Source organism: Flavobacterium panici (assembly GCF_903819335.1).
Classification (GTDB): domain Bacteria; phylum Bacteroidota; class Bacteroidia; order Flavobacteriales; family Flavobacteriaceae; genus Flavobacterium; species Flavobacterium panici.
The window spans coordinates 290,117-308,072 of sequence record NZ_CAIJDE010000017.1; the positions used below are offsets into that span (position 1 = coordinate 290,117).

Below are 17,956 nucleotides of genomic sequence, written 5' to 3' on the forward strand. Positions count from 1 at the left end.
CCATAGGCTCGATTCATATTGTAGAGCTGGACTTCAGTCCAGTTTAATTATGAATTGCATTATTGTCGCCCATAAATTTACCTCAAAGTATATCGCAACCCAAAAAAACCACGAATAGTCTGATTTTGCCCATAAACATAAGTTGTATCAAAAGTCAATCCGTATGGGTTATCTGGAGTTCTCAGTACTTTTCCAGCTGCATCGTATTGCACATTTTTATCAAAAGGATCATTTGTTCTCGAAATCAAAAACGGATTATTCTGCTTTGGAGTAAAGTTCAGCAAATTTTTGATACCTCCGTAAAGTTCGAAATTTTTCCAGCCTGTGTATGTAAACTGAATATTCTGAATGCTGTACCAAGGCGAATTTGGATTTCTCGGATCATATTCATTTAACAAAGGCAGTTTCATCGGACTGTAAACATTTCCGGTATAATCCAGCAATAAATTCCATGGCTCAATTTTATAAGACACACTCCATGTTGCTGTAAATTTTTCGGTTAGAAAAGGTCTTTCTGAAATTCCGTTCTGAACATTTTTGTTGTCTAAAACCGTTGCGCCCAGAATAAACTTTAAACCATTGGTAAAATTGACATCGACATTGGTACTGATTCCCTGACTGATAGCATAACCATCAATATTATCATAAATGATTTTATTCGGATCGGTTTCATAATCTGAAATGATTTTATTACTGAAACGGGTATAAAAAGCCGTCGTTTCAATTCCAATAAAAGTTCCGTTATTAAAGTTTATTTTCTGAATATAATTCAAATTTACGTTTACAGATTGTTCCGGTTTTAAATCATTTTTAATTACAACTTCTCTTGAACCTGTAAGTGCCGCATGATCTTCGGTAAATAAATTCACAACCCGAAATCCCGTTCCGGCATTTAATCTGAAAATCGTATTATCATTTGCTTTAAAGCGATACGCAAATCTTGGTGTAAAAATAGAACCGTGAATCGAGTTATAATCATAACGCGCTCCCAATAAAACCTGGCTTTTTGGCGAAAATGTAATTTCATCCTGAACAAAAATCCCCGGTAACCAGGTACTTTCAGCATCTTTTGTTGCCGGAGTATTGTCGTCATAATACGAATATCGATTTGCAATTCCGGCAAGTAAATCATTACGGCCAATCTTTTTATCCCAAGTCAATTGCAGAAAACCAATTTTTTGATTCGCAATGAATGATGTTGTTCCGTAACGACTGTCCTGATAATGCACGTTTCCAGAGAAGGAAAGCATTAGTTTTTCTTCAAACGGCAATTGATAACTTCCAATTAATTCTGCTCTTTTAGTATAAATGCTTTCACCATAAATTTCGTCTCCTCCTCGGTATTTTTTCTCCCAGCGAACATCGCCGCCCCATCGGTCTTCGTACATTCCGCGCGCTGCAATCGTAAAAAGGCGATTATTATTTCTCTGAAAGTTCCATTTATTAAAAACCGAAATTCGATCAGAAAGCGTTACATCTGTAAAATTATCCTTGTCTTTATCAATAACCTGATTATAGCTAAAATAATTAATCCCTAAAAGAGAAGTTGCTTTTTTCCCTACATTAAACTTCATTCCCAAATCAAGATTGTTTTCAAAATAAGAAGTTGTAAAATAATCCGCAGAAAACATTGGAGTATTTATTGGGTTTTTAGTGATAATGTTGATCAAACCTCCAACAGCCTCACTTCCATACAGAGACGAAGCTGGACCTTTTACTATTTCTATTCGTTCCACCAAAGAATTCGGAATTCCGGATAAACCATAAACTGTGGAAAGGCTGCTTACAATTGGCATTCCGTCAATTAAAACCAACGTATACGGACCTTCGAGGCCGTTAATATGAATATCTCCCGTGTTACAAACGCCGCAATTCAACTGCGGCCGAACGCCGTTTATGTTTTGAAGCGCATCATAAATACTTGGCGTTGGATTTTTTTTGAAGAAAACCGGTGAATAAACCTCAACCGGAACGGCACTTTCTAAACGTTTCACTGGTTTTAAGGTTCCCGAAACTACTACTTCGTTAAGCTGGTTTTCATTATCTTCTAAATCAATATCAAGATTGAGGTTTTGTCCTTTTACAATTGAAAATCTTTGAGTCACGGGTTTAAATCCAGTCGAAGTTGCCTGGATTTTTCCTTCTTCAATACTAACATTTTCAAAAACATAATAACCTAAACTATCTGAAACTGTTTTTTGTTTTGTTCCTAATAACTGAACATTCGCGGCTTGTAATTTTTGTCCGTTGCCAGTTATAAAACCAGAGATTTTAGAAGTTTCCTGAGCAAAAGAAAAGTGTAAGTTAAATAATATCAATATCCAAATTGAATTTTTCATCGTGGTAAAATTAATTTTAGACAAAACTAAAAATTAAATTTGACAAATAATCATTTTAAATTTAGAAATTTATAACTTTAGTTATGTCAATATGTTATATTTCTATTTGCTTTAAAATCTAGAGAGAAATAAAACAAGTTCAATAGCGTCCAGCTTTAGCTGGATGAAAATATAAACGAAACCAATAGGCTTTAGCCAAACCGATACGATTTGGCTAAAGCCTGTTTCGATTCAAATCTAATTCCCCTAGCTGAAGCTAGGGGCTATTAAACTTTATAAACTTCAAAATCCTCGTCAATAAGATCTTTATTAATTACAGCTCCGGCGAAAGATCCTATAGAAACCGCAATGGCCACAGATCGCATTTGAGTGGTGCAATCTCCGCTCGCATAAATGCCGGCAACGTTTGTTTTCTGCATAAAATCAACTTTTAGCAAACCTTGTTCGTTTATATCGCAGCCTAAATCCGCCGGCAACGGACAATGCTGTTCAAATGGCGGTCTAGCATAAATGGCTTTTACAGCAACTTTTTCCTGATTTTTGAAAATGATATTTTTGACATATCCTTCTTCGTGTTCGAAGGAATCTATTTCTTCCTCAAAAATTTGAACACCATGTTTCTTAAGTATTTCGGTTTGTTCTAAAGTCAAAGTTGATTTTCCGTTCGTACATAATCTCAAATCTTTTGTCCAGTTCGAAATCAGTTTTGCAAAATCAAATGCCATTTCACCATTGGCAATAATAGCTGTTTTTTCATTTTTAACTTCATAACCATGACAATACGGACAATGTAAAACCGAAATTCCCCAACAGTCAGCAAAACCATTAATTTCGGGAAACAGATCTTTAATTCCGGTTGCAAACAGGATTTTCCTTGAATTGAAAGTTTCACCAGAGTCTGTTGAAACTTCAAATCCGTTTTCTTTCCCGATCGCTTTTACAGCTAGTCCGTTATAAAAATGAACCGTTTTATAGAGATCCACTTGTAATTTGGCTTTCGCCGAAATCACAGCAGGCTTTTCACCATCTTGTGTAATAAAATTATGCGAATGCGGCGTTTGTCTGTTACAAGGCAAACCGCTGTCAATAATCAAAACCTGACGCAGAGAACGTCCTAAACTCATTGCAGCAGATAATCCGCTGTAGCTTCCGCCAATGATAATCACATCAAAATTCTTCTGTTCCATAACTAATACTTTTAATGATTTTGTTTTTTGTGTAATTTGTAATTAATCAAATGCCCGATGATCATCCCGATTCCGCCAAAATAAATGAGATCCAAATGAATCTCTAAGAAGATTTCAGCCAAAATACTAATCCAGATTAAACTCAATGAAACAATCAAAATCGACGAAACCAAAAGACTTGATTTTTTCGTAATTTTGAGAATTGCAAATAAGCCTATCGAAGCAAATACTAAATCGATAATTGGATTGTGACTTATGCCCAAAGGAAGTATTGTTAAAAGTGGAAAAATCAAACAATGAACCAGGCAGATTGTCGCGCTCGAAATTCCTAAAATATCGTAAAAGGATGAGGTAGTTTTCTTCATTTCTTGTACATTTGCTTATTGCAATTTTGTTGCAAATATACACATAAAAATCAATTGCAACATTGTTGCGTTAAATTTTTTAATTCAAAATAAAATGAAATCTACACGTAACACTACAGCAAAGACAGCCGTTTTAGAGGTTTTTGAGAAATCTAAAACAGCATTGTCACACACCGAAATTCAAAAACAATTGAATGATGTCTGCGATCGCGTTACTATTTATAGAATTTTAGATCGTTTGGTTAACGACGATATCATTCATAAAATCTCCAATCTTGACGGCACGGTAAAATATGCAAAATGCAATCATTCACATCAAAGAGTACACATTCATAATCATGCTCATTTTAGCTGTGAGAACTGTCATGAAATTACTTGTCTCGAAACTGTAAAGCCAAGTTATATTATGCCTCATAATTATAAAGTAAACGAAATAAACTTCACACTTTCTGGATTATGTCCAAAATGTTTGAATTCTAACATTTAAGTTTTAGACAAGTCTAAAAATATTGTTGAGCGAATATAATTTTTCTATATATTTGGTAAATCAATATATTAGAAATGACCAAATCATTAGAAGAAGTTAACCAATCGGTTGCTACAGAACATAAAAAAACAGGTTTCAGGAAAATATTAGCCTTTTTAGGCCCGGCATATTTAGTAAGCGTTGGTTACATGGACCCCGGAAACTGGGCCACAGATATTGCCGGCGGAAGCCAGTTTGGCTACACTTTAGTCTGGGTTTTATTAATGAGTAACTTAATGGCTTTGCTTTTGCAGAGTTTAAGTGCAAGACTTGGAATTGTAACGCAGCGCGATTTAGCGCAGGCTTCCAGAGAAACCTATTCAAAATACATCAACTACATTTTATACTTTCTCGCCGAAATTGCGATTGCGGCCTGTGATTTAGCAGAAGTTCTCGGAATGGCGATTGGAATTAATCTTTTATTCGGAATTCCGCTTTTTGAAGGAGTTTTGATTACCGTTTTAGATACTTTCCTTTTACTCTTCTTAATCAATAAAGGAATCCGAAAAATGGAAGCTTTTATTATTGTTTTGGTCGCCATTATTGGATTTTCTTTCATTTTCGAAATGATCTTTGCAGAACCTGAAGTTCCAAAAATCCTTGCCGGGCTTATTCCTTCTATTCCAAATTCGGCTGCTTTATATATCGCAATCGGAATTATTGGGGCAACTGTAATGCCTCACAATCTTTACTTACACTCTTCTTTGGTGCAAACCAGAAAATTTGACAGAAGTCCTGCCGGAATCAAACAGGCTTTAAAATACAATTTTATAGATTCGACAATTGCTTTGAATTTGGCTTTCTTCGTAAATGCTGCCATTTTAATTCTTGCCGCCGCAACTTTCCACAAAAACGGAATGTTTGAAGTTGCCGAAATTCAGGATGCGCATAAATTTCTGGAACCATTATTAGGAACGAAATGGGCTCCAATATTGTTTGCAGTTGCTTTAATCGCCGCGGGACAAAGCTCAACTGTAACCGGAACGCTTGCCGGACAAATTGTGATGGAAGGTTATTTACACTTACGTATCCAACCTTGGGTTCGCCGAATCATAACACGTTTAATTGCGATTGTGCCTGCTTTAATCGTTATTTGGGTTTATGGTGAAAGTGTAACAGGAAAGCTTTTAATTCTAAGTCAGGTGATTTTGAGTTTACAATTAGGTTTTGCGATTATTCCGCTGATTCATTTTGTCAGTGATAAATCAAAAATGAATGGTTTTCATATTTCGAGAACTACTCAGGTTGTTTCCTGGATTATTGCAGCCATTATTGTTTCATTGAATGCAAAGTTGGTTTATGATGAAATTACATCGTGGCTTGCAAGTTCAAGTCATCCAATAATTTTATGGCTTACGGTTGTGCCGCTTGCTTTTGCTTTTTTAGGCTTACTTCTTTACATTGTTTTTAAACCTTTTATTGCTAAAGCCAAATCAAAAACTATAAATCATTCGCCTCATAACCTGAAACTGCATTTCTCTCAAAAGAAAACTCAGGAAGTAAAAAACATCGCTGTTTCTGTCGATTTTTCTCATGCCGATGAAGCTGCACTTAATCATGCTTTCGAATTAGGCGGAATGGATGCAAAATACACTCTTATACATGTTGTCGAAACAGTTGGCGCGTTAATGTATGGAATCCACATTCATGATCACGAAACTACAATTGATGAAAAACTATTATTAGAGTATAAAAAAATGCTTTCAGAAAAAGGATTTAACATTGAAACAGAGCTTGGTTTTGGAAAACCAAACAAAATAATTCCGGAAATCATCAACAGCGGTATTTTCGATATTTTGGTAATGGGAACCCACGGCCACACTGGATTAAAAGATATTCTTTTTGGCACAACGGTAGATAAATTGAGACATAAAATTTCAATACCTTTGCTGATTGTTAAATAAAATAGTTCTTTTTAGAGGGACAAAGGTGCAGAGGTGCAAAGCGACAAAGGTTTCCTCTCAATCCAAAATCTAAAATTAACACTCTAAAATCTAAAATCGAATGACCTTCTCAGAAGAAAATTATCTAAAATCTATATATCACTTAACGGCGGCTTTAGAAACTGAAGTGAGCACGAATGCCATTGCAGAAATCATGGAAACAAAAGCTTCTTCTGTAACGGATATGCTTAAAAAACTGGCTGATAAAGATTTAGTAAATTATAAAAAATACCAGGGTGTTTCGTTAACCGAAAACGGAAAGCTGGCAGCCAAAATGATTGTTAGAAAACATCGTTTGTGGGAAGTTTTTTTGGTAGAGAAATTAAACTTCAGCTGGGATGAAGTTCATGATATTGCAGAACAGTTAGAACACATCAAATCTGAGCAATTAATTAACCGTTTAGATGATTTTCTGGGGAATCCTACTGAAGATCCGCATGGTGATCCGATTCCGGATGCTAATGGCCGAATTATTAAAATTGAGAAACAACTGCTTTCTGAATTATCAGAAAATCAAACCGGAGTTTGTGTCGGCGTAAAAGATACTTCTTCAGAGTTCTTAAAATATCTGGATAAACAAGGAATCGCTTTGGGTTCTAAAATTGAATTTCTTTCTAAAGAATCTTTCGATTTATCAGTAAAAATTAAGGTTGATGGAAAGGAATTATCTATTTCTAATAAAATTGCTTCTAATTTGTTTGTGAAACTGGTTTAGCGAGTTATTTCGCAGAGATTCGCGAAGAAGTTTCGCAGAGATACACTAAGATTTTATCTTTTGTCAGGCTGAGCGAAGTCGAAGCCCGCAAAGTGATTCAGCAAACGAGGCTTCGACTTCGCTCAGCCTGACAACTCAGATATATATTTCTAAAAATTATTATTTAAACAATCCCCTTTTCAATCATCTCCAGCATAACCGGAGAAGCATTTTTAAATGTAGGAGGCTGCTCGATAATACTTCCTGCATTCTTTTTATTTACTTTGAAAGTTACATCGTTATCTGTTGTAAACAAAAGTGCCGTTAGAAATGGTTTTTTGATATAAGAGCCTAAAACCAATAAAGCTTCATCTAAAGTGTGAATGCTTTCGATTTCTTCTGTTTTATAACGTGAAGTTAAGGAAATCGAGAACGTATTATCTTCATTCAAAACCAATCTGAAATAAATATTTTTAATCTCGGTGTCCCCCATCGTTTTAGCCAAAGTCAGTTTTGCGAAAGTTCCGGCTTGAATACTTTCTTTAACTCGTTCACAAAAAAGGGCAAATATCGGTTCGTACATTTTTTTTAAGTTGCTAAGGTTCTGAGATCCTGAGATTCTAAGTTTTTATAATCTTGTCTATTATTTTACGCAAAGTTGCGCAAAGATTTCGCAAAGTTACACAAAGATTATATAAATTTTCTTTGTGTCCCGATAGCTATCGGGACTGTCTTATCTCCGCGCAACTTTGTGGAATAACTTATTTTCCTGTAAATTCAGCTTTACGTTTTTCTAAAAATGCTGAAGTTCCTTCTTTAAAATCCTCCGTTCCAAAACATTTTCCGAACGATTTTATTTCAGTATCGAATCCGTTTTTGCCATCTTCAAAATTAGCATTGATTGCCTTAATTGCCTTAGCAATCGCAAACGGAGCATTTTTAATGATTTTTTGAGCAATTACGTTCGTAAAAGATAAAAGTTCTTCTTGCGGCACTACGTGATTTACTAAACCGTATCGTTTTGCTTCTTCTGCAGAAATCATCGCTGCGGTCATAATCATTTCCATCGCACGGCCTTTCCCCACTAATTGCGGCAAACGCTGTGTTCCTCCGTAGCCCGGAATCAATCCTAAAGTTACTTCTGGCAATCCCATTTTTGCATTGTCTGAAGCTATTCTAAAATGACACGCCATTGCCAGCTCTAATCCTCCGCCTAAAGCGAAACCATTAACAGCTGCAATAACTGGTTTTTTAAGATTTTCGATATAATCAAATAATAATTCCTGACCTTCGGCTGCTAATTGTGCGCCTTCAACAACGGTATAGTTTGCAAATTCCGAAATATCTGCTCCGGCTACAAAAGCTTTTTCTCCGCTTCCGGTTAAAATAATAACGCGGACATCGTCACTTTTCCCTAAAAGCTTAATAGCATTGCTCAAATCGCTAATTGTCGATTTGTTTAAAGCATTCAGTTTTGTAGGTCTGTTTATGGTAATTGTAGCAACTTTTTCCTCAATAGAAATTAATAAATTTTCGTAGTTCATGACGATGAATTTAAGAGTTTGTAATAGGTAAAGAAACCCTAAATGTGGTTCCTTTTCCGTAAGTTGATTCAAAGGTAATTGTTCCTTTGTAATTTTCTATAATGTTTTTGATAATTCCGAGTCCGAGTCCCATACCGCTGGTTTTGGTAGTAAATTTTGGTTCGAAGATTCGGCCGATATCTTGTTTCTGAATTCCTATTCCGTTGTCTTTTACGGCAATTTCGACATTGTTATTTCGTCTTTTTACCGTAACGACTATTGATTTTTGAAACTGACTTTCGGGAATGGCCTGCGTCGCATTTTTAACCAAATTGGTAATCACACGAATCAGTTGCGTACGATCCATTTTGGAAATAATTTCTTCTTCATCGCTTTCAAAAGAAATATATTCTTCGTTGAAAATATCCAAAGCCAATTCGACAACCTCAACCACATTCAAGGTTTCGTTTTGCTGTGCCGGCATAGAAGCAAAGTTTGAAAATGCTGAAGCCACCGCCGTCATTGTATCAATCTGCTGAATTAAGGTTTCAGAGTAATCATTCATTTTCTGCTTTACGTCAGGATCATTCGGATCAAACTTTCTTTGGAAACTCTGAACCGTTAATCGCATTGGCGTAAGCGGATTTTTAATTTCGTGTGCAACCTGTTTCGCCATTTCGCGCCACGCTTCTTCACGTTCGCTTTGTGCTAATTTAATCGCACTGGTTTCCAGTTTATCAACCATTCCGTTATACGCTTTTATCAGAAAGTTGACTTCTTTGCTGTTGGCTTCTAAAACAATTTTTTCGTTTTTCTGATCCAAATTGGTTTCTTCCAAACGATCTGAAATGGTTTTTAATGATTTTGTGATATAGGTCGAAAGGAAATACGCCAAGGCAAAAGCTACAATCAACATAAAAGAATAAACCTGACTTAAGCGAATCAGGAAAGTATTCAATTCATTATCGTAATAACCGTCGTCTTCTAAATACGGAAGATTCAGGATTCCGAGTGGTTTGAATTTTTCGTCTTTTATTAAACTGTATGATGATCTGTTTTTGACTCCGTCGATAGTTTTAATGTCTACAAAACGTTTTTCGATGGAAGAACGAACCAGTTTTAAAATATATTCCGGAATTGGCGGCGCAATTTTATCAACGGCGAAAGATTCTTTGGAAGATTTTAAAAGCTTTCCGTCAAGACTGTAAATGTTGATTTCAATTTTGTGAATCTGTGCTAATTCGTGAATTTTATCTTTAAAGATTAAATCTAAGTTTTGAGTTTTAAGCGGATAAGTCGTTGTAGAAAGCACATAATTGATGTGTTCTTTTACCGCATTTTCTTTTCGTTCTAAACGTTCCTGGTGATATTCTTTAGCCTCGGTTTTAAACTGAATAATAGAAATCGAAGCCAATAAAAAAGATGCCACAACAATCAATACAATCATCGACAGGAAAATCCTGGTACGAAGTGAGAGCATTGTCATTTTGATGTTTAGCATGTTCTTTTTGTTTTTTCACCACGAATTTCACGAATTTACACTAATTCTTTTTTTGCCACAGATTAAAAGGATTAAAAAAAATCATTTAAATCCTTTTAATCTGTGGCAAAAAATTACAAAAATAAATTCGTGCTAATTAGTGGAATTAGTGGCAAACTCTTTTTATTTTTTTTCTCGAATTCGTTTATAGAAACGAAATCCCAGCATTATTAAAACCGAGAATAAAATAATCCCGATTACGCCGAAAATCCAGTTGATGGCACTTTTTAAAACTACTAAAAAGACAACGGCAAATAAAATAATTGTTGCGCCTTCATTCCATAAACGCATAAAATTATTGGAATATTTTACCTCATCGTTTTGCAATTGTTTGAAAATCTGATGGCATTTTCCGTGATATAAATATAGAAGGAAAACGAAACATAATTTTACATGCATCCAAGGTTGTGTGAGCCAAATGTGTCCTGCATCTGTAAAAAACAGCATCCAAAAAGCAAAAATACTCGCCAAAACCGCCGACGGCCATGTAATAATGTACCACAAACGGTAGGCCATTATTTTGTATTGCGCCTGCAGAATTTCTTTTTCGGGAGATGGTTTTTCATTGGCTTCAATTTGATAAACAAACAAACGCACAATATAAAACAAACCTGCAAACCAAGTAATTACAAATATTAAATGCAGGGATTTTAGATAGTTATAATATTCCATTATTATTTGTTTAAAGTTTCAGGTTTAAAGTTTCAAGTTATCAACTTTGAGAAAAACTTTAAACTTTAAACGTGAAACAAATATTATTTAGCCCAATCATTAATCCAGTTACTTACTGTTTCACACCATTCATCATCATCATTTAAACATGGAATTGCAAGGAACTCTTCTCCTCCATTTTTCTCAAAATCTTCTTTGGCGCGCATGGCGATTTCCTCTAAAGTTTCTAAACAATCCGAAACGAAAGCTGGTGTTACAACCGCTAATTTCTTGATTCCTTTTGCCGGCATGTTATCAATTTCAACATCAGTATAAGGTTCTAACCATTTGTCTCCCGCTAAACGCGATTGAAATGTTAGACTATATTTATCTGCGGGAAGTCCTAATAACTTAACGACCTGTCTTGTTGTTTCGTAACATTGATGACGATAACAGAAATCATGCGCCGGAGATGGCGTGTTGCAGCAAGAACCGTCAATTTTACAATGTGATTTTGTAACATCGGTTTTGCGAATGTGACGTTCAGGAATTCCATGATAAGAAAACAATAAGTGATCATATTCAAAACCAACTAAATGTTTTTGAATCGAATCTGCTAAATTCTTGATGTAATCCGGTTTATTGTAAAATGCCGGAACATCTGTAAAAGTCATGTGTGGAAACTTCTTCTTGCGAATTTCCTCTGCTTTCACTAAAATAGTCAAAGTCGAAGCCATTGCATATTGTGGATATAAAGGAAAAAGCATTACATCTGTAACTCCTTTATCGCTTAATTCCTGAAGCCCTTTTTCGATGGTCATACTTCCGTAACGCATTGCTAAAGAAACTGGAACGTTTACAAGAGGCTGCACTTTTTTTTGCATTCTTTCTGAAAGAACAACTAATGGTGAACCTTCTTCCCACCAAATTTTCGCATAAGCATGCGCTGATTCTTCTGGTCTTTTTCTTAAAATAATACCACGAACTAATAATGCTCGCAATAAATACGGAACGTCGATCACGTATTTATCCATTAAAAATTCATCTAAATAAGGTTTTACGTCTTTTGTTGTTGGACTATCCGGAGATCCTAGATTTACTAATAATACGCCTTTCATTATTTTTTTGCTTTAGGCTTTAAGCATTAGGCTTTAAGCTTTTATTTGTTTTTAAAAATTTCGTCAAAAGTAGAACTTGCTGCTTTTTAGGAATATGATAATTATTACTTTTTATTTATTGTTGAATATCGAAAATCAATTTGCTAGATATTGGCACACCGATTTAACGGGTTTAACAGATTTTTGCAGATCATTAATTCGTGTTGATTCGTGAAATTCGTGGCGAAAACTTAAACATTCGCATTAATCGACATTAAATATTTTTTTGGAGTTGTGGCAAACTTTTTCTTGAATGCCGCGATAAAATGACTTCCGGTGCTGTAACCAATTTTAAGTCCAACTTCATTTACATTATAAGAACCGCTGTCCAAAAGTTTTCGGGCGAAATCCATTTTGTAATCAAAAAGGAAACCGTAAACCGTGTCGCCGTAAATTTGTTTGAAACCCATTTTGAGTTTCTTTAAATTTAAACCAATTTCATCTGCCAGTTCTTGCAATCCCGGAGGTTCTGCCATATTGGCGATTATAATTTCTTTGGCTTTTCTGATTTTTAGAACGTTATCTTCATCAATTAAAAACGGACATTGTTCTGCGTTTGGATCTTCGGTTCTGTTAAAATACAAACTCAATAATTCATATCCCTTTCCTTTATAATAAAGGTTTTTTATGGATGGATGAAGGTTGTAATGAAAGAGCTGACTTAACACAATAGCCATAGAAGGACTAATATTTCCTTCATTATAATACTTTTTGTCCTTATTATCAGGACTTAAAAAAGTAATATAATCGGCTTCGGCAGAAAACAACGCGTGAAATTTTTTGATGGAAACAATTACGGAAATCACCCACGAGTTAGGTGCCAATTCTAAATTAAGAGGCAATTCTTTCTGCGGGTTGTATAAAAGCAGCGATTTTTCTTCTTTCAGTTCTAAAGCATAATTGCCCTGATTGAACAAAAATTTAGCATTACCTTTTATCCCGAAGTGAAACTGTATCAGACCTGTACCTATTTCGTGCTGTGCATAAAAAGGCTCCGGACCATCGTTTTGAAAACGGATCAGCGTAAAGTCGTCTTCAATTTTTATAACTTCTTGAGAACTCATAGCGATATTTTTTTGAAACTAAAATCAAAAGAAAAGCAAAATGTTATTTAGAATGACTCTAAACAAATTATTTCAAACAAGTTGATTTTACTACAAAAGTACTTCTTTTTGAATAAAATGAGACGTTTAGAATCAAAAAAACATGCAGCGATACAAAAAGTACTTTCAGCGTTACTTTTATAAACAGTATAGTAATAATTTTGTTGCACTTTATGAAAGTGAATTTATGGAAAACAATAATGTACCGAAACACCTTTATTTTTATTCAGTTGGTCTGAGTTATAAAAAAGCTGATGCAGAGGTCAGAGGTCAATTTAGTTTGGATGCCGTTGCGAAGACTCGCTTATTGGAACAAGCTAAAAACGATGGAATAGAAAGTTTACTAGTTACTTCAACCTGCAACAGAACCGAGATCTACGGTTTTGCAGAACATCCATTTCAATTAATCAAACTTATCTGCGACAACAGCAATGGTTCTGTTGATGCGTTTCAAAAAGTAGGTTTCGTTTACAAAAATCAAGAAGCAATTAATCATTTATTTCGCGTAGGAACTGGTTTAGACAGTCAGATTCTGGGCGATTTCGAAATTATATCTCAAATTAAAACCAGTTTTGCTCATTCAAAATCAATGGGATTGGCCAATACTTTTATGGAAAGATTGGTGAATGCAGTAATTCAGGCAAGTAAAAGAATTAAAAACGAAACGGAGATCAGCTCTGGCGCTACTTCGGTTTCTTTTGCATCGGTACAATACATTCTTAAAAATGTTGAAGACATCAGTAACAAAAACATTTTGCTTTTTGGAACTGGAAAAATTGGAAGAAACACTTGTGAGAATTTAGTAAAACATACTAAAAACGAACACATTACTTTAATCAACAGAACTAAAGATAAAGCTGAGAAACTGGCTGGAAAATTAAATCTGATTGTTAAAGATTATTCTGAATTACACTTAGAACTTCAAAATGCCGATGTTGTGGTTGTAGCAACCGGTGCGCAAAACCCAACGGTTGACAAAGCAATTTTAAATCTTAAAAAACCTTTGTTGATTTTGGATTTGTCGATTCCGAAAAATGTTCATGAAAATGTAGAAGAAATAGAAGGTGTAACTTTAATTCACATGGATTATTTGTCTCAGTTGACAGATGAAACTTTGGAAAACAGAAAATTACACATTCCGGCAGCTGAAGCAATTATTGAAGAAATCAAAGAAGAATTCGTTATCTGGATGAAAGGGCGAAAATTTGCGCCAACAATTAATGCTTTAAAAGAAAAACTAAACGCCATTAAAGTTTCGGAATTAGATTTTCAAAGCAAAAAAATCGCTGATTTTAATGAAGCACAAGCAGAAATCATCAGCAACAGAATCATTCAAAAAATTACTACTCATTTCGCAAATCATTTAAAAGACGACGATACCATGGTTGATGAAAGCATCGAATGGATCGAGAAAGTCTTCAAAATAAAAGCATCTTAAATTTAATTTTACCATTAAGATATTAAGGTAATTAAGATTAAATGCAGAAATAGAAACCATTAAATTTTTAAGATAGATTAAGCTTTGCGTATGTACAAAGCAAAACTTAACTTTCTTAATATATTAGGTCAAAAATAAAAAAGTTCTATGACAAAAAAAGAGGTTACTCAATTAGCTTATGAAATTACAGGTTTTGCTATAAAAGTGCATAAAGCTTTGGGACCTGGACTTTTAGAAAGCATTTATGAACAATGCCTCAAATACGAATTAGAACAAAACGGATATGATGTTAAACAACAATTAGTTGTTAAAATAGATTATTACGACCTTGAATTAGAGTCTGATTTAAGAATTGATTTACTTGTAAATGATTGTGTTGTTGTAGAATTAAAAGCAATAGAAAATTTATTGCCCATTCACGAAGCACAATTATTAACATACATGAAATTATTACAAAGACCTCAAGGACTATTGATAAATTTCAACACAACAAACATTACAAAATCAATGAAACCACTTGTGAATGATCATTTCGCAAGACTAATGGATTAAATAAATTTGACCATTAAGATATTAAAAAAGTTAAGTTTAATGTTCTTTGACAAAGAAAGGCTTAATTACCTTAATATCTTAATGGTAAAAAAATAAAAAATGGCTGAAAAAACAATCAGAATTGGAACGCGCGATAGCGAATTAGCACTTTGGCAGGCACATACTGTCGAGAAAAAACTAAATGATTTAGGTTATAAAACTTCAATTGTTGCCGTTAAATCTCAAGGTGATATTATTTTGGATAAACCGCTTTACGAACTCGGTATTACCGGAATTTTCACTAAAACGCTGGACATTGCTATGATCAATGGTGATATTGATATTGCGGTACATTCTATGAAAGATGTTCCAACGGCTTTGCCTAAAGGAATTGTTCAGGCGGCTGTTTTACCAAGAGCAAATGTTCTGGATATTTTGGTTCATAAAGGAAATCCTGATTTTGACAATAAACCAAGTACAATTGCAACTGGAAGTTTACGTCGTCAGGCGCAATGGTTTAACAAATACCCAAATCATACTGTAGTTGATTTACGTGGAAACGTGAATACGCGCATGCAAAAACTAAAAGACAATGATTGGGATGGAGCTGTTTTTGCCGCTGCAGGTTTAGAGCGAATTAACTTAAAACCAGAAAACTACATTAATTTAGACTGGATGATTCCTGCGCCGGCACAAGGAGCAATGCTTGTTGTAGCAATGGAAAATGACAATTATACGCTTGATGCGCTTTCGCAGTTAAATGATATTGAAACTGAAATCTGCACTTATATCGAACGTCAGTTTTTAAGAACGCTGGAAGGCGGATGTACTGCCCCAATTGGAGCTTTGGTAACATATAATGAAGACGAAGATACTTTACATTTTCAAGGTGTTTTGCTTTCGATTGACGGAAAGCAAAAATTGGAAATTAATAAAACCGTTGATATTTCAGAATGGAAAAAACTAGGTTTTCACTCTGCACAGGAGATTTTAAACAATGGAGGAACAGAATTAATGCAGAAGATTAAAGAATCCCTGAAAAAATAATGGCAAAAGCAACTCAGATATTATCTACAAAAATATTATCTCCTCTTCAAAAACAAGAGTTGACTAAAGCTGGCATCGAAGTAATCGAAGCCGATTTTATCAAAACCGAAAACAAACCTTTCGAACTTAAAAACCTCAACGAAAGTTTAATTTTTACAAGCCAAAATGCTGTTCACAGTGTTTTATCGAATCCAAAATCGGAAGAACTTAAAAGTAAAAATGTTTATTGCGTTGGTTTAAAAACAAAAATCCTTTTATCTGAAAACGGGTTTAATGTTGTGGCTTACACCGGTTATGCTTCGGATTTAGCAGAAATTATCACTTTGATTTACCGTAATGAAAGCTATACTTTTTTCAGTGGAAACCTGAGAAGAGATACTTTGCCAAACGCTTTAAAAGAAGCCGGAATAAAATTGAACGAAATTCAGGTTTACGAAACGTCATTACAGCCTCAAAAAATAAAATCTCCAGTTGACGCCATTTTATTTTTTAGTCCGTCTGGTGTTGAGAGTTATTTAAAGGATAATTCAATTAAAAAAGAAACTTGTTTCTGCATTGGCGAAACCACCGCAGAAGCTTTACATAAAATTACCAAAAACATCATTATTGCAGATCAGCCAACGGTTGAAGATGTTTTAGAAGATGTTTTATCTGAATATAAGTAACAAACGAGATTTCCTGCAAGGTTTCCAAAACCTTGTAGGTATATATTAATCAACAACAATACCTACAAGGTTTTGGAAACCTTGCAGGATAAACAAATAAGAGATGTTAAAAAACGACCTATTTTTAAAAGCATTAAAAGGAGAAACTGTTCAACGTCCGCCAGTATGGATGATGCGTCAAGCCGGAAGATATTTACCGGAATTTATCGAATTGCGTGATAAATATGATTTCTTCACACGTTGTCAAACTCCGGAATTAGCTGCGGAAATCACCGTTCAGCCAATTCGCAGAATTGCTCCGGATGCGGCTATTTTATTCTCGGATATTTTAGTTGTGCCGCAAGCAATGGGAATTGAAGTTTTAATGAAAGAAAATATTGGTCCGTTTGTTCCAAATCCAATTCGTTCTATGGCAGATGTCCATAGAGTTTACGTTCCGGATATTCAGGAAAGTCTTGGTTATGTAATGGATGCCATTAAATTGACTAAAGAAATGCTGAATGACGAAGTACCATTAATTGGTTTCGCTGGTTCGCCTTGGACAATTTTATGTTATGCTGTTGAAGGAAGAGGTTCTAAAAGTTTTGATATGGCAAAAGGATTCTGCTTTTCAAATCCGGCTGCTGCGCATACATTACTACAAAAAATTACAGACACCACGATTTTATACTTAAAAGAAAAAGTAAAAGCTGGAGTTAATGCCGTTCAAATTTTTGATTCTTGGGGAGGAATGCTTTCTCCGGTTGATTATCAGGAATTTTCATGGAAATATATCAACCAAATCGTTGAAGCTTTAGCAGATGTTGCACCGGTTATTGTTTTCGGAAAAGGATGCTGGTTCGCTCTTGGCGAAATGGGAAAAAGCCGTGCTTCTGCTTTAGGAGTTGACTGGACTTGTTCGGCTAGAAATGCTCGTTATTTGTCTGGTGGAAACATTACTTTACAAGGAAATTTTGATCCGTCAAGATTGCTTTCTCCAATTCCGACAATTAAAAAAATGGTTCATGAAATGATCGATGAGTTTGGAAAAGATAAATATATCGTAAATTTAGGTCACGGAATTTTACCAAATATCCCTGTAGATCACGCAAAAGCGTTTATTGACGCGGTTAAGGAATACGGACAATAGTTTTTAGTCACAATTGGCTTTCCTGCAAGGTTTTCAAAACCTTGTAGGTATAAAATAAGAAACTATTGAAATAAGAAAGAACACCTACAAGGTTTTGAAAACCTTGCAGGAGATGAAA

17 protein-coding genes are annotated in these 17,956 nt (G+C 34.7%); 8 read left to right on the forward strand and 9 right to left on the reverse strand.

Annotated features, from left to right (window positions below):
* Window positions 1-77: 77 nt before the first annotated feature.
* The 3 genes from FLAPXU55_RS01290 to FLAPXU55_RS01300 form a co-directional block, all read right to left on the reverse strand.
* A complete protein-coding gene (locus tag FLAPXU55_RS01290; protein WP_180856173.1) occupies window positions 78-2,339 on the reverse strand; it encodes a TonB-dependent receptor in 2,262 nt (753 codons plus the stop codon).
* Between the two features lie 266 nt (window positions 2,340-2,605).
* Window positions 2,606-3,526, reverse strand: coding sequence for an NAD(P)/FAD-dependent oxidoreductase (locus FLAPXU55_RS01295; protein ID WP_180856175.1), 921 nt, complete (start codon window positions 3,524-3,526; stop codon window positions 2,606-2,608).
* 11 nt (window positions 3,527-3,537) lie between these two features.
* Window positions 3,538-3,891 carry a MerC domain-containing protein gene (locus FLAPXU55_RS01300; protein WP_180856176.1) on the reverse strand — a complete coding sequence of 118 codons (354 nt, stop codon included), beginning with the start codon at window positions 3,889-3,891 and terminating at the stop codon, window positions 3,538-3,540.
* A gap of 94 nt (window positions 3,892-3,985) precedes the next feature.
* Between FLAPXU55_RS01300 and FLAPXU55_RS01305 the strand changes: the two genes are divergently transcribed.
* The 3 genes from FLAPXU55_RS01305 to FLAPXU55_RS01315 all read left to right on the forward strand — a co-directional run bounded on the left by FLAPXU55_RS01305 (window position 3,986) and on the right by FLAPXU55_RS01315 (window position 7,075).
* On the forward strand, window positions 3,986-4,378 hold the full coding sequence (locus tag FLAPXU55_RS01305; RefSeq protein ID WP_180856178.1) for a Fur family transcriptional regulator: 393 nt from the start codon (window positions 3,986-3,988) through the stop codon (window positions 4,376-4,378).
* 74 nt (window positions 4,379-4,452) lie between these two features.
* On the forward strand, window positions 4,453-6,321 hold the full coding sequence (locus FLAPXU55_RS01310) for an Nramp family divalent metal transporter (protein WP_180856180.1): 1,869 nt from the start codon (window positions 4,453-4,455) through the stop codon (window positions 6,319-6,321).
* Between the two features lie 100 nt (window positions 6,322-6,421).
* Window positions 6,422-7,075, forward strand: a complete 654-nt coding sequence (locus FLAPXU55_RS01315) for a metal-dependent transcriptional regulator (protein WP_053473135.1) — start codon at window positions 6,422-6,424, stop codon at window positions 7,073-7,075.
* Window positions 7,076-7,238: 163 nt separating this feature from the next.
* Here the strand turns inward: FLAPXU55_RS01315 and FLAPXU55_RS01320 are convergent, their stop codons facing one another.
* From FLAPXU55_RS01320 to FLAPXU55_RS01345, 6 genes are all read right to left on the reverse strand, one after another.
* Window positions 7,239-7,637, reverse strand: a complete 399-nt coding sequence (locus FLAPXU55_RS01320; protein WP_180856182.1) for a hypothetical protein — start codon at window positions 7,635-7,637, stop codon at window positions 7,239-7,241.
* Window positions 7,638-7,815: 178 nt separating this feature from the next.
* Window positions 7,816-8,598: an enoyl-CoA hydratase/isomerase family protein gene (locus FLAPXU55_RS01325; protein ID WP_180856183.1), complete on the reverse strand. Its 783-nt coding sequence runs from the start codon at window positions 8,596-8,598 to the stop codon at window positions 7,816-7,818.
* A gap of 10 nt (window positions 8,599-8,608) precedes the next feature.
* Entirely contained in the window at window positions 8,609-10,024 is a 1,416-nt protein-coding gene (locus FLAPXU55_RS01330) for a sensor histidine kinase (RefSeq protein WP_053473138.1), read from the reverse strand.
* A gap of 216 nt (window positions 10,025-10,240) precedes the next feature.
* On the reverse strand, window positions 10,241-10,789 hold the full coding sequence (locus tag FLAPXU55_RS01335) for a CopD family protein (protein WP_053473139.1): 549 nt from the start codon (window positions 10,787-10,789) through the stop codon (window positions 10,241-10,243).
* Between the two features lie 83 nt (window positions 10,790-10,872).
* Window positions 10,873-11,886, reverse strand: coding sequence for a ferrochelatase (hemH, locus tag FLAPXU55_RS01340; protein WP_180856185.1), 1,014 nt, complete (start codon window positions 11,884-11,886; stop codon window positions 10,873-10,875).
* A gap of 230 nt (window positions 11,887-12,116) precedes the next feature.
* Window positions 12,117-12,989: a helix-turn-helix domain-containing protein gene (locus tag FLAPXU55_RS01345; protein WP_053473141.1), complete on the reverse strand. Its 873-nt coding sequence runs from the start codon at window positions 12,987-12,989 to the stop codon at window positions 12,117-12,119.
* A 226-nt stretch (window positions 12,990-13,215) separates the two neighbouring features.
* On the opposite strand from FLAPXU55_RS01345, the gene hemA reads away from it, so the two are divergent.
* The 5 genes from hemA to hemE all read left to right on the forward strand — a co-directional run bounded on the left by hemA (window position 13,216) and on the right by hemE (window position 17,838).
* Window positions 13,216-14,466: a glutamyl-tRNA reductase gene (gene hemA, locus FLAPXU55_RS01350; RefSeq protein WP_180856295.1), complete on the forward strand. Its 1,251-nt coding sequence runs from the start codon at window positions 13,216-13,218 to the stop codon at window positions 14,464-14,466.
* Between the two features lie 147 nt (window positions 14,467-14,613).
* Complete coding sequence (locus tag FLAPXU55_RS01355) at window positions 14,614-15,018, forward strand: GxxExxY protein (protein ID WP_053473142.1); 405 nt, start codon at window positions 14,614-14,616, stop codon at window positions 15,016-15,018.
* 99 nt (window positions 15,019-15,117) lie between these two features.
* Window positions 15,118-16,044 (forward strand): hydroxymethylbilane synthase, encoded by a 927-nt coding sequence (hemC, locus tag FLAPXU55_RS01360; RefSeq protein WP_180856187.1) that lies wholly within the window; start codon window positions 15,118-15,120, stop codon window positions 16,042-16,044.
* Window positions 16,044-16,709: a uroporphyrinogen-III synthase gene (locus tag FLAPXU55_RS01365; RefSeq protein ID WP_180856189.1), complete on the forward strand. Its 666-nt coding sequence runs from the start codon at window positions 16,044-16,046 to the stop codon at window positions 16,707-16,709. The genes hemC and FLAPXU55_RS01365 overlap by 1 nt, the downstream gene beginning before the upstream one ends.
* 103 nt (window positions 16,710-16,812) lie before the next feature.
* Window positions 16,813-17,838 (forward strand): uroporphyrinogen decarboxylase, encoded by a 1,026-nt coding sequence (gene hemE, locus FLAPXU55_RS01370; protein ID WP_053473145.1) that lies wholly within the window; start codon window positions 16,813-16,815, stop codon window positions 17,836-17,838.
* Window positions 17,839-17,956: the final 118 nt, after the last annotated feature.

Bases quoted from the DNA above. Each gene is read 5' to 3' on its own strand.
- FLAPXU55_RS01290 (WP_180856173.1), bottom strand. From the start codon at position 2,339: ATGAAAAATTCAATTTGGATATTGATATTATTTAACTTACACTTTTCT.
- FLAPXU55_RS01295 (WP_180856175.1), bottom strand. From the start codon at position 3,526: ATGGAACAGAAGAATTTTGATGTGATTATCATTGGCGGAAGCTACAGC.
- FLAPXU55_RS01300 (WP_180856176.1), bottom strand. From the start codon at position 3,891: ATGAAGAAAACTACCTCATCCTTTTACGATATTTTAGGAATTTCGAGC.
- FLAPXU55_RS01305 (WP_180856178.1), top strand. From the start codon at position 3,986: ATGAAATCTACACGTAACACTACAGCAAAGACAGCCGTTTTAGAGGTT.
- FLAPXU55_RS01310 (WP_180856180.1), top strand. From the start codon at position 4,453: ATGACCAAATCATTAGAAGAAGTTAACCAATCGGTTGCTACAGAACAT.
- FLAPXU55_RS01315 (WP_053473135.1), top strand. From the start codon at position 6,422: ATGACCTTCTCAGAAGAAAATTATCTAAAATCTATATATCACTTAACG.
- FLAPXU55_RS01320 (WP_180856182.1), bottom strand. From the start codon at position 7,637: ATGTACGAACCGATATTTGCCCTTTTTTGTGAACGAGTTAAAGAAAGT.
- FLAPXU55_RS01325 (WP_180856183.1), bottom strand. From the start codon at position 8,598: ATGAACTACGAAAATTTATTAATTTCTATTGAGGAAAAAGTTGCTACA.
- FLAPXU55_RS01330 (WP_053473138.1), bottom strand. From the start codon at position 10,024: ATGATTGTATTGATTGTTGTGGCATCTTTTTTATTGGCTTCGATTTCT.
- FLAPXU55_RS01335 (WP_053473139.1), bottom strand. From the start codon at position 10,789: ATGGAATATTATAACTATCTAAAATCCCTGCATTTAATATTTGTAATT.
- hemH (WP_180856185.1), bottom strand. From the start codon at position 11,886: ATGAAAGGCGTATTATTAGTAAATCTAGGATCTCCGGATAGTCCAACA.
- FLAPXU55_RS01345 (WP_053473141.1), bottom strand. From the start codon at position 12,989: ATGAGTTCTCAAGAAGTTATAAAAATTGAAGACGACTTTACGCTGATC.
- hemA (WP_180856295.1), top strand. From the start codon at position 13,216: ATGGAAAACAATAATGTACCGAAACACCTTTATTTTTATTCAGTTGGT.
- FLAPXU55_RS01355 (WP_053473142.1), top strand. From the start codon at position 14,614: ATGACAAAAAAAGAGGTTACTCAATTAGCTTATGAAATTACAGGTTTT.
- hemC (WP_180856187.1), top strand. From the start codon at position 15,118: ATGGCTGAAAAAACAATCAGAATTGGAACGCGCGATAGCGAATTAGCA.
- FLAPXU55_RS01365 (WP_180856189.1), top strand. From the start codon at position 16,044: ATGGCAAAAGCAACTCAGATATTATCTACAAAAATATTATCTCCTCTT.
- hemE (WP_053473145.1), top strand. From the start codon at position 16,813: ATGTTAAAAAACGACCTATTTTTAAAAGCATTAAAAGGAGAAACTGTT.